General features: G+C 40.9%; 8 protein-coding genes. All 8 read left to right on the forward strand.

What is annotated here, in order from left to right; translation table 11 throughout:
* Positions 1 to 57 precede the first annotated feature (57 nt).
* The 8 genes from AC3IPL_RS03220 to addA all read left to right on the forward strand — a co-directional run bounded on the left by AC3IPL_RS03220 (position 58) and on the right by addA (position 12,766).
* Positions 58 to 1,302 carry a Glu/Leu/Phe/Val family dehydrogenase gene (locus tag AC3IPL_RS03220; protein WP_489241705.1) on the forward strand — a complete coding sequence of 415 codons (1,245 nt, stop codon included), beginning with the start codon at positions 58 to 60 and terminating at the stop codon, positions 1,300 to 1,302.
* Positions 1,303 to 1,456: 154 nt separating this feature from the next.
* Positions 1,457 to 2,617 (forward strand): iron-containing alcohol dehydrogenase, encoded by a 1,161-nt coding sequence (locus AC3IPL_RS03225; protein WP_489241707.1) that lies wholly within the window; start codon positions 1,457 to 1,459, stop codon positions 2,615 to 2,617.
* 117 nt (positions 2,618 to 2,734) lie between these two features.
* Positions 2,735 to 4,081 carry a glucose-6-phosphate isomerase gene (locus tag AC3IPL_RS03230; RefSeq protein WP_489241709.1) on the forward strand — a complete coding sequence of 449 codons (1,347 nt, stop codon included), beginning with the start codon at positions 2,735 to 2,737 and terminating at the stop codon, positions 4,079 to 4,081.
* 101 nt (positions 4,082 to 4,182) lie between these two features.
* Entirely contained in the window at positions 4,183 to 4,788 is a 606-nt protein-coding gene (locus AC3IPL_RS03235; RefSeq protein WP_489241711.1) for a TVP38/TMEM64 family protein, read from the forward strand.
* Positions 4,785 to 5,279 carry a signal peptidase I gene (gene lepB / locus AC3IPL_RS03240; RefSeq protein ID WP_489241713.1) on the forward strand — a complete coding sequence of 165 codons (495 nt, stop codon included), beginning with the start codon at positions 4,785 to 4,787 and terminating at the stop codon, positions 5,277 to 5,279. The genes AC3IPL_RS03235 and lepB (AC3IPL_RS03240) overlap by 4 nt, the downstream gene beginning before the upstream one ends.
* Before the next feature lie 13 nt (positions 5,280 to 5,292).
* Positions 5,293 to 5,862, forward strand: coding sequence for a signal peptidase I (gene lepB, locus AC3IPL_RS03245; protein ID WP_489241715.1), 570 nt, complete (start codon positions 5,293 to 5,295; stop codon positions 5,860 to 5,862).
* A gap of 60 nt (positions 5,863 to 5,922) precedes the next feature.
* Positions 5,923 to 9,324 (forward strand): helicase-exonuclease AddAB subunit AddB, encoded by a 3,402-nt coding sequence (gene addB, locus AC3IPL_RS03250; protein WP_489241717.1) that lies wholly within the window; start codon positions 5,923 to 5,925, stop codon positions 9,322 to 9,324.
* A complete protein-coding gene (gene addA, locus AC3IPL_RS03255; RefSeq protein ID WP_489241719.1) occupies positions 9,278 to 12,766 on the forward strand; it encodes a helicase-exonuclease AddAB subunit AddA in 3,489 nt (1,162 codons plus the stop codon). Before addB ends, addA begins: the two co-directional genes overlap by 47 nt.

Consider the following 12,766-nt stretch of genomic DNA (forward strand, 5'->3'; position numbering starts at 1 on the left):
TTTAATGTGTTACAATGAATAACGAATAATTATTTTTAAAAAGAGGCGAAGAGGATAATGACGGAACATTTAAACTTAGTATCATCAACTCAAGTAATTATTAAAGATGCATTAGACAAACTTGGTTTTGACGAAGGCATGTATGACTTAGTTAAAGAACCGATGCGGTTATTAACTGTAAGAATCCCTGTACGTATGGATGATGGGACAGTTAAGACTTTTACAGGTTATAGAGCACAGCATAATGACGCTGTCGGACCTACTAAAGGTGGCGTTCGTTTCCATCCGGATGTTGATGAAGATGAAGTTAAAGCACTTTCTATGTGGATGACATTAAAATGTGGAATAGTTGATCTCCCTTATGGTGGTGGTAAAGGCGGTATCGTCTGCGACCCTCGTCAGATGAGTATTCACGAAGTGGAACGTTTATCACGTGGTTACGTGCGTGCGATTTCACAAATTGTTGGACCGACAAAAGATATTCCGGCTCCTGACGTATTCACTAACTCACAGATCATGGCATGGATGATGGATGAATACAGCAAGATGGATGAATTCAACTCACCAGGCTTCATCACTGGTAAACCGATTGTTTTAGGCGGGTCACAAGGGCGTGACCGTTCAACGGCTCTTGGCGTCGTCATTGCGATTGAAGAAGCGGCAAAACGCCGTGGCAAAACAGTGAAGGATTCTCGAGTAGTCATCCAAGGTTTCGGTAACGCCGGCAGCTTCCTTGCTAAGTTTTTATATGATGCAGGTGCAAAAATAGTAGGTATCTCAGATGCACATGGTGCGCTCCATGATCCTGACGGCTTAGATATTGATTACTTACTTGACCGTCGTGATAGCTTCGGTACTGTCACTAACCTTTTTGAAGATACGATTACCAACAAAGAATTATTTGAATTGGACTGTGATATTCTTGTACCGGCTGCTATCTCTAATCAGATTACAGAAGACAATGCCAATGATATAAAGGCAGATATCGTTGTAGAAGCAGCCAATGGTCCGACGACAATGGAAGCAACAAAAATTTTGACTGAACGCGGTATTCTATTAGTTCCGGACGTCCTTGCAAGTGCAGGCGGTGTTACTGTGTCATATTTTGAATGGGTACAGAATAACCAAGGGTACTACTGGACTGAAGAAGAAGTCAACGAAAAATTACGTGAAAAGTTAGTCAAGGCATTTGATACGATCTATACATTATCAGAGAATCGCAAAATTGATATGAGACTTGCCGCTTATATCGTCGGTATTAAACGTACTGCAGAAGCAGCACGTTACCGTGGGTGGGCGTAATAAAATTTAACACTAAGATGCTGGAACGATTGAAGTTCCAGCATCTTTTGCTTTTAAGTAAGAGATGATAATGATTCATTGGTTTTTGAGCATATTGATTTATCCTCGACCCATGAAGTTATAAACTTATGACTATCAACTAAGGAGGTTTGTTATGAATTCATTTACATTCTATAATCCAACACAGCTGGTCTTCGGCAAAGACAGCATCGAAAAATTACCGGATATGATCAAACAATTCACATCAGGCAAAAAAATACTGATCACTTATGGTGGAGGCAGCATTAAACGTACTGGTCTATATGACCGTGTGATGGCACTGCTTGAAGGGTACGAAGTCACAGAACTTGCTGGAATAGAACCGAATCCTCGTCTGTCTACTGTAAAAAAAGGTGTTCAGCTGGTAAAAGACAATCAGATTGATTTTATTCTGGCAATCGGTGGAGGCAGCGTGATTGATGGAACAAAGTTAATCTCAGCAGCAAGCACCATTGATGAAGATCCATGGAAAGTAGTAAAGCGTGAAGTTGTACCGACATCTGCTGTACCTTTTGGAACTATTTTGACGATTGCAGCAACAGGTTCTGAAATGAATTCAGGCAGTGTCATCACAAATTGGGAAACCAATGAAAAGTTAGGTTGGGGGACACCGCTTGTATTTCCTAAATTCTCATTGCTGAATCCCGAAGTGACTTATACGCTTCCTGCTAATCAGACAGTGAATGGTATTGTGGATTCCATGAGTCACCTGCTTGAGCAGTATTTCAATGAAGCAGATAATAGCGCAGTCGGAGATGCTATGATTGCGGGTGTAATGAAGGAAATCATGAAAGCTGGTAAAGTTGTTCAGACAGAACCAGAAAATTATGATGCGCGTGAAACGCTGATGCTGGGTGCCACTGTAGCATTAAATGGATTCATGCGCATGGGATATAACGGTGACTGGGCAACGCACAATATTGAGCATGCGGTAAGTGCGGTTCATGATATTGCTCACGGAGCAGGTCTTGCTGTATTATTCCCAGCCTGGATGCGTTATGTCAGTCAGAAATCACCTGAACGTTTTGCACAATTTGCTGAAGACGTTTTTGATGCTGATCCATCGTTATCTCAAGAAGAGAAAGTACAGGCAGGGATTCAAGGCATTGCGGATTACTGGAAGTCCATTGGTGCTCCGTCAAGCCTCAGTGAATTCAATATTCCTGAGACGGACTTTGAAGTCTTTGCAGACAAAACATTATTTAACGGGCCTTTCGGTAATTTCTATAAACTCGATAAAGAAGACGTCCTACAGATTTATCAATTAGCTCAATAACAATAAAAAGGCTCTGACTCAGAGCCTTTTTATTGTTTAACAGCGATAGTCCGTTTCATTGAGAACTTTATCATAATAGAGTAGAATAAAGATGATAAGACATTCAGGAGGGTAATCATGACACATATTAAATTTGATTATGACACAGCACTTACATTCTTTGGTCAACATGAACTGGATCAAGTGAGAGATTTAGTTAAAAATGTCCACCATACGATTCATGAAGGTAGTGGCGCAGGTAGTGACTTTTTAGGATGGGTTGATTTACCTGAGAACTATGATAAAGAAGAATTCAGCCGTATTAAAAAAGCAGCTGAAAAAATTAAATCAGATACAGAAGTACTGGTGGTCATCGGTATCGGGGGTTCTTATTTAGGAGCACGTGCTGCTATCGAAATGCTGTCAAATTCGTTTGATAACTTTGCCCCGCAGCAAGGCCGTCCGCAGATTATCTTCGCGGGTCATCAATTATCTTCTTCGTATACAAGTGATTTAATCAAATATTTAGACGGCAAAGATTTTTCTATTAACGTAATTTCTAAATCAGGTACGACGACTGAACCAGCCGTTGCTTTCAGAATATTCAAGAAGATACTTGAGGATAAATATGGTAAAGAAGAAGCGAAATCCCGCATTTACGCAACGACTGATAAAGAAAAAGGCGCGCTGAAATCACTGGCTGATGCTGAAGGATATGAAACATTCGTTGTCCCTGATGATGTCGGAGGTCGTTATTCTGTACTTACAGCGGTCGGTCTATTACCAATAGCTGCTGCAGGTATTGATATTGACCAAATGATGACAGGGGCAGCTGATGCACGTCAAGATTTATCGTCATCTGAATTAGATGACAACATCAGCTATCAATATGCTGCTATCCGTAATATCCTCTATAGCAAAGGTTATACGATTGAGATGCTCATCAACTATGAACCTAGTCTTCAACTGTTCAATGAATGGTGGAAGCAGTTGTTCGGCGAATCTGAAGGCAAAGACTTTAAAGGTATCTATCCATCAAGTGCCAATTTCTCAACTGATCTTCACTCATTAGGACAATATGTGCAGGAAGGCCGTCGTGACTTGTTTGAAACGGTTGTTAAAGTGGCAGAACCACGGGAAGATATTACGATTGAAGCAGAAGAAAATGATCTGGATGGATTGAACTTCCTTGCAGGCGAGACAATGGACTACGTCAACACGAAAGCATTCCAAGGAACATTGCTTGCACATACAGATGGTGGCGTGCCAAACTTGGTCGTAGAGATTCCTCGTCAAGATGCTTATACGTTCGGTTACCTGGTCTACTTCTTTGAACTCAGCTGCGCGATGAGCGGTTACTTACTCGGTGTTAACCCATTCAATCAGCCGGGTGTCGAAGCCTATAAACAAAATATGTTCGCCTTACTCGGCAAACCTGGCTATGAAGACCAAAAAGCAGAACTTGAACAACGTCTCAATCAATAAATCTCAAGAAAACCGCATAGCGGTTTTCTTTTTATTTAAGGCCGGATAGTTTAAACTGATATACAATGAACTAAAAAAATTATGTTAAAGTAGGTTTTGCAATGACAGAATGGATTCAACATTATTTATCTGAGGATTCCATTATGGGATGGATTGATAAGTTTAAATCATTCGGCATCATTATCGCGTTTATACTGCCGTTTCTTGAAGCATTCCTGCCCATCCTTCCTATCGTTGTATTTGCAGTTGTAAATTCCAATGCTTATGGAATCATTCCAGGATTCCTGCTGACTTGGAGTGGAGCGATGATAGGTGCTTATGTTGTCTTTTTGATAATCAGGCACTTTGCTGATTCCAGATTGATCAAGAAGATCACTGGCCGCCCGAAAGTTCATCGTTTCATAGAATCGGTGAATAATAGAGGTGCCATACCGCTGATGATCCTTCTGTGTTTTCCATTTACACCATCAAGTCTGATTAATATAGTAGCTGCCCTATCAAAGATTAGACAGCATGAATATTTAGTGGTTGTAGGGGTAGGCAAAGCAGTGATGCTGATTATTTTAAGTTTTATTGGCTCAGATATTCGGTCGTTTTTCGTACAGCCGCAGAAATCAGCACTTGTCGTATTATTGTTAATCTTTTTATGGTGGGCAGGTCAGCGGCTTGAATTATATTATGATAGAAAAACTGGTAAAAACTCATGAAAAATTGGCGTCCAATCGTTAGTTTTGTTATCTTTAGTTTAGTACTAATTGTATTGATTCGTTCATTTCTTATATCGACTTATGTAATAGAAGGACAATCAATGGAACCGTCGTATCATTCAGGTGATAGAGTCATCGTCAATTTAATGGAAGACCTCTTTTTCAAGCCGGAATCCGGTGATGTTATTATGTTCCGACTGAATGAGCATGACACATTTGTCAAACGCATTGTCGCGACGCCGGGTGATTATGTTGCTGTACATCACAAGCAGCTATTTGTTAATGGAGAGCAGGCAACAAAGAAGTCAGCTGATTATAAGAGTCTGCTAAAGATAGAAGAGATGAAGAAGCAAATTGTGCCGGAAAAATGTTATATTGTAATAGGGGATCATTTGTCTGAAAGTATGGATTCCAGGGCGTTCGGCTGTGTAGATGAAGCGTCGATTTTAGGCAGAGTGATCATGATATACTGGCACGCAACAACAAAATAACGGGGTGGCTTTTTTGAAGAAAGAAATATATGAATGGCTGGTAGCCATCGCAATCGCATTAGTTCTGCTATTTGTAATCCATCAGTTTTTATTCCTGACTTATTCAGTCAAAGGTGATTCCATGTATCCGACGCTTAAAGACGGTGAAAAAGTCATCGTCAGCAGAATTAACTATACACTCGGTAACATTGATGATGGAGATGTCATTGTCTTCCATGCCGATAAAAAATCCGATTATGTCAAACGAGTCATCGGTCGTGCTGGAGATACTGTTTCATACAAAGGTGATACGCTCTATGTCAATGATAAAGAAGTAAAAGAACCTTATCTGGATGAGAATAAGCTCGCTAAAACCAACGTGCTGCTCACTGAGAACTTTTCAGTAGAAGATCTGGTTAATTCCGGTGGTAAAGCTAAAATTCCTGATGGGCAGCTGCTTGTACTCGGTGATAACAGAGAAGTGAGTAAGGACAGCCGATATTTCGGACTCATTCAAGAAGAACAAGTGGTCGGTGAAGTCGTATTAAGATTCTGGCCGTTCAATGTATTTCATTATGACTTTGACCCCGCCACCGAAAAATAAGACCATCAATCAACACTTTTTATACTTGTATAAAAGGTGTTTTTTAGTCAGGAGGATAACATGACCGTTCAATTATTGCTTGGTAGACGAGGAAGCGGAAAAACGCACCAGCTGCTTGCCGACATCAAATCAAAAATATTACAGCAGCCGCTAGGTGATCCTATTATTTTGATTGCACCGAAACAGACAACATTTTCATTGGAACAAAGTTTTGCAGCAGATATCGATATCAAAGGCAGTATGAGAGCATCAGTCTACGGTTTTGATCGTCTGGCTTGGCGGATTATGAGTGAAGAAGGTGGTCTGTCTGAAGAGATGATCTCTAAAGCAGGGATTGAAATGCTGACTTTTTTAACGCTGAAGACGATGCAGGATGACCTCATATTATATGGTACATCCGCAAAGTATTATGGGTTCAGCCAAAAACTTGCAGAAACTATAAAGGAATTCAAAAAATATAACGTGACTCCCGAAGCATTGATAGCACTGAGCAGCCAGGACATGGCTGTAAGAACACAGCACAAATTGCATGATGTCGGTGTCATCTACGAGGCATTAGAAAAAAGTCTCGACGGTTTATATATACAGTCAGAAGATATTATGCATTTTCTGTTCGACCTTATACCGGTATCTCATACAATACGCCATGCTGATATTTATGTGGATGGATTTCATAACTTTACGACGATTGAATTTCTTGTACTGCAGCAGCTGTCAAAGTATGCCAAATCTATGACCATCACTTTGACCATTGATCCAGCCAAGGAAAACGAAACGTTCAGAAAAACAAGAGAAACTCTGGATTTACTTGTCCAGTCACTGCAGGATGCGAATATTCCTGTTGAAATGACAACGCTGCGTGATGCAGCACGTTACAAGAATCCTAGCTTGAAAATGCTTGAACAGCAGTTTGATGCATTAATTCCCGCACAAAGCGACGTCAGTGGTATTACGATTAATGAAGCGGACCATATGAGAACAGAAGCAGAGGCCATTGTAAGATCAATTCATCAAAAAGCGAGGACTGGTGCTTTCAGATATGCTGATATGGCCGTTCTCTATAGAGATGAGTCCTATATTCCACTGTTGAAGTCGATGTTTGATCAATATGAAGTGCCCTTTTTTACTGATGACAAAGAATCAATGATGCATCATCCAGCAATTGAACTAATACGGTCATTGCTTGATTTTATAGCACAGCCTTGGCAGAATGACCATTTGTTCCGGGCATTGAAAACAGGATTGTTGTCACGCCGCTTTAATATTCAAGAAGATTTAATCCTGGTGGATATGCTTGAAAACACGGTTATTGAGCGAGGTTTGTCATTTAACCGCTGGCTTGAAGATGAGCGTTTCTTCTTCGACAAAAGAAAGCCTTATGCTGAAGAAGATTGGCAGGCAATGAATACATTCAGACATTACTTGACGACTTTGCTCATTGGTTTCATGGAAGAAATCAAGTCCGTTGATCGAGCTGAACAGTTTGCCGAAAGGCTCTTTAACTTCCTTGTTGATGTTAAGCTGCCTGATTATTTAATGGCAGAGAAAGACCGTTTTGTACAGCTCGGTATGAATGAAGAAGCATTGAAGAATGAACAGGTTTATGATGGACTGATTGAACTGATGGATGATTTCGTTGATATGCTGGCTGATACAACGCTTGATTTCCAGACGATGAAAGAAATGTTTGATGTAGGTCTTGCATCACTCGAATTCAATACGATTCCACAGGCACTTGATGAAATTCAGCTGCTTAACTTAGATCTTGCTCGTATCGAAAATATCCCATGCATCTTTATTTGTGGATTCAATGAAGAGGTACTGCCGAGAACGAACAAAGATAACGGATTAATTACTGATCAGGACAAAGTACTCATTGAGTCGATGAGTGAGCTGAAGCTTGCACCATCAAGTACGGCGCTGATGATTGATGAGAGTTTTGTCGCATATCAGGCACTTACTCATGCGAGTTCAGAACTACATATCTATTACAGCCTGATGAGTGAGGATGGCAGTGTTCGGCGTTCATCGCCATATATCAATCAGTTAAAAGCTATATTTCCGGATCTTAAGACGCATCTGCTTGCTGAAGAAACGCATCCAGAAGCACTCGTCGAGACCATCAGAACCGGGATTCCATATATTATTAAACATATAAACGAGCCGCAATGGTTATCAGTGGCAGAGTGGATGAAACACATTCCCGTTTTTAATGATGTCTATAGATTGACACACTACACCAATGATGCGCTCCAGTTGAGTGAAATCCAGGCGGTTGAATTATATGGAGACGAAATCAAAGCCAGTGTATCGAGATTTGAAAGTTACAATAACTGTCCGTTTCAGCATTTTGCAGCGCACGGCTTACAGTTGAATGAACGCACGCCATTTGAATTTCAGAATTTCGAGCTTGGCAATATATTTCATCATGCCTTAAAGATCATTTCCGAGGAAATAAAGGATTCCATTGTAACGATGTCAAAAGAGTCACTTCATCAATATGTTGAAGTGACGTTGAGAGGGTTATTGCCTGATGTGCAGTACCAAGTATTGTATTCAAGAGCTTATTATCAGTTTATGATTAATCAGATCACTAAGATTTTGACAGAGACATTGACAGCTCTTCAGTTTCAGCAGTCGCGCAGTCAGTTCAAAATGGCCAAATTCGAACAGAATTTCAATGCGGAACCGACTCGTCCGAATCAATTTGACGTCCAGAAACTCTATACAAAGCGGGGTATTCCAATATCCATACGTGGTCAGATTGACCGGATTGATGTACTGGAAGGTCAGGATAAGGACTATGTCAGCATTATCGACTATAAGTCATCCAAACATGAGCTTGATTTACGGGAAGTTTATTACGGTAAACAGATGCAGATGGTAACTTATATGGATGTAGTGCTGCAGAATAGCAGAAAATTGTCTGATAAACTTCTCTTACCGGCTGCGATGCTTTACTTCCATGTTAAGGCACCGTTCATTAAATATAATAATCACAATGATATTAGTGATCATGAATGGTCTTATTTAGAACAGTTCAGACTGCAGGGATTTATCGTGGATGACCTTACTGTTGCATCAAAGTTGGATACAGCACTCGATGTCGGCATCAAATCAGCCGTCATTCCTGCAAAACTTAAAAAAGACGGATCATTTTACAGCAATTCAAAAATACTGTCAGAACACGAAATCAATCAATTAATCGATATTAACCGTCGTAATTTCGTGACGACAGCTGAACATATTATGGATGGTCATACGAAAGTGGCGCCGCTGGAATTTGATGGTAGATTACCTTGTCAGTTCTGTACATTCAAATCAGTCTGTCATATCGATCCATTGATCAACGCAGATGACGTCAGAAAAGTAGACGAAAGTATTGACGTCAAAAATTTACTAAAGGAGGATGGTCATGAGCCAGAAACAACAGTGGACAGAAGCTCAGTGGGAAGCGATTAATGTCGTTGGTCGAGATGTATTAGTAGCTGCAGCAGCTGGAAGTGGTAAGACAGCAGTTCTTGTTGAACGGATCATCCAGAAAATTGTTCGTGATCAGTTGAATATTGATGAGCTGTTAGTCGTCACATTTACTAATGCAAGTGCCCGTGAAATGAAAGAACGGATTCACCAGGCGATTCAGCGCGAAACAATTAACAACCCTACATCCCATTTAAAGGCACAGCTTGTTAAAATACACGCTGCTGAAATATCAACATTACACAGCTTCTGTCTGAGATTAATTGAGCAGTATTACTATACTATTGATCTTGACCCTTCTTTTAGAACAGCAAGTGATGAAGAAGTTTCTCTTCTTCTCATGCAGTCGCTGGATGAAGTGATGGAGCAATATTATGCAGAGCCGGATGAACATTTTCTGCGCACCGCACTGCATCTATCAAGTGACCGTAATGATCAATCGCTGCGTGAAATCATTAGACAACTCTATTACTTTGCGATAGCCAATCCGGACCCGGTACGTTGGTTGAATCAGTTAACGACTAACTATAGTGAGGTGACCATGGACCATCCACTGATCGCTCAGCTGACAGCAGTAGTTAAAGAATCTGTCACCGAAGCGCTGCATCTCCTTGAAGAAGCAAGTTCATTGTTAGATGGTCCAGCTTATGACAAGCATTATCTGGCAGTAACACCGTACATCACGAGTCTTGAACAGATGGATGGTGATTTTCAGCAGATGTATGAACAGTTTATGACATTGAATGAATTCACTGTTCCGGCCTTCAGATTCTCAAAAAAAGTAGAAGATATGCGTCACGATAAAACGACTGAAGATTACATCAAACTGCTGCTTAGTCAGGCAAAAGATCATTTGAACCGAGTTCGTAACGACTATTTCTATGCTGAACCTGAAGTAATGATTGATGATATTCGCTCCATGACAGGTGAAGTCGAGACGTTAACTGCTATTACATCGGCATTGATTGAGAAGTTCCGTCAAAAGAAGCGTGAACGGAAAATAATTGATTTCAGTGATTATGAACATTTTGCGCTTCAAATACTAGTGCAGGACCAAAAACCGACTGCGATTGCTGAATCATTGAAAGCACGCTACAAAGAAATTCTTGTGGACGAATATCAGGACACGAACAGAGTTCAGGAAACGATTGTCCAGTCGATCAATGATCATCACCTCTTTATGGTAGGGGATGTTAAGCAGTCCATCTATAAATTCAGACAGGCAGAGCCTGGGCTGTTTCTTGAAAAGTATCAGCGATTCAATCAATCAGACGATGGAATTGTTATAGATTTATCCCGTAACTTCAGATCGAGACAGCCGGTTATAGAAGATACAAATGCAGTATTTCGTCGAATAATGGATGAGCAAGTAGGGGAAATAAGTTACGATATCAAACAACAGCTCTATTATGGTGCACCGTTCGATGATCATCACGCCAAGACAGAGCTGAATGTCATCATTAAAGATGAAATGGAGTCCCCTGCACCTGAAAGTGAATGGATTGCTATTAAAATCAAAGATATCATTGCCAATGAGCAAGTCTACGATATGAAATCAGGGACTTATAGACCTGCAGAATATCGAGATATTGTTGTGCTGGAGCGGAGTTTCAGTCAGGCGAGCAATCATCAGACGATAATGAAGAAACATCAAATCCCGTTCCATGTCAACAGCAGAACAGGATATTTTCAGACCGATGAAATTCGAACGGTGATGAGCCTGCTCCGAGTGATAGATAACCCGCTGCAGGATATTCATTTGGCAGGCATATTACGATCACTGCTCTATCAATTTGATGAAGCAGAATTGGTCACTATAAGATTAAATAATAAAAATGTCTATTTCTTCAACAACCTAGTTGACTATATCGAAGGCAACGATGATCGTCTCAGCGATAAAATCAGGCAATTCCTCACCGATTTATCACTGTACCGCGAATGGGCGAGAACCATGAGTGTCAGACAACTGCTTGAAGGGATATACAGCAGATTATTTGTAGTTGAAAAATTTTCAATTCTAACTGGAGGCAGCCAGCGCCGTGCAAACTTGCTCGGTCTGCTTGCTAAAGCAGAAGATTTTGAACGTTCAAGTTACCGTGGTTTATACCAGTTTATTCGCTATGTTGACCATTTGTTAAGTGAGGGCAAGGATTTTGGTGAGGTCAATATTATTTCTGAGGAAGCGGATGTTGTACGTATGATGACGGTTCATGCAAGTAAAGGGCTTGAATTTCCGTTTGTGATTTACGCTGGACTCGGCCGTGAATTCAATATGATGGATCTGAACGGGATGGTGCAGCTTAATCAGAACTTAGGACTGGCCATTAATTATTATGATGCTGAGCGACATTTGACTTATCCCACATTGATGACCCACCTATTCAAAAGAGAGGCTCGTAATGAAATCATCTCAGAAGAAATGCGGCTGATGTATGTAGCATTTACGAGAGCAAAGGAACGCTTGATTCTTCTAGGAAAAGCGACCCATAAAAACGTCGAAAGCTGGTCGCAGGTCAAATTGAACGGCACACTTGATGAGCAGTTCAGACGGGGGGCATCCAGCCCGCTTGCCTTGATCATCGCCAGCGTTCTTAATGAATCAGCACCGCTTACTTCTATCCAAGTCAATTTAGTGGAATCTTTGGAACAGTCAGAAACAACAGTGGCGGCGAGTGAAGAGACAGTCACTAAGACAACTGCTGCCTGGCTCGATGAACGGATGAACTATCATTATCCATATACTCAGATGAATCAACTACCGACGAAAGAATCAGTATCCGATATTAAGCGCCAGACAGAAGTAGATGATGGCGCGACGACATGGACACTGGTTAATCAGTATCAGCTCGGGCGTGCGTCATATGAGCGTCCAAAATTCATGAGTGAAAAGAAACGGACGGCAACAGAACGAGGAACATTGATGCACACTGTGATGCAGCATTTTCCATACGAAGGCCGACCTTTGTCTGATAATGACATCAGAGCATTTCTTGATCGTTTAGTCGTCAAAAAAATCATCAGACAAGAAGATTTAAAGGAAATTGATGTGACAGTGCTTGTCACTTATTCTCACTCCCCTATCTATCACATGATATCAACATCGACAGCTGTGTATACTGAGCTGCCATTTGTCATCGGCAAATCTTATTTGACGGGGGAAGCATTAGAAGACGCCCCGATGGAACAGCTGGTACAAGGAATGATTGACTGCGTGTTCGTCTATCAGAATGATTATTATTTTGTCGATTTCAAAACTGACCGTTTTGTTGAGCGGAAAGGTCAGACAAAAGCTGAAGTCGCTGTTCAACTGAAAGAGCGTTATGCTGTTCAGATGCACTATTACAAAAAAGCAATTGAAGAAATGGTAGGTCAGCCGGTCAAAGGATATCTGTATTTCTTCGACTACCAAGAAGTTGAGGTTTAA

This window comes from Macrococcus sp. GL_134, from assembly GCF_057834705.1.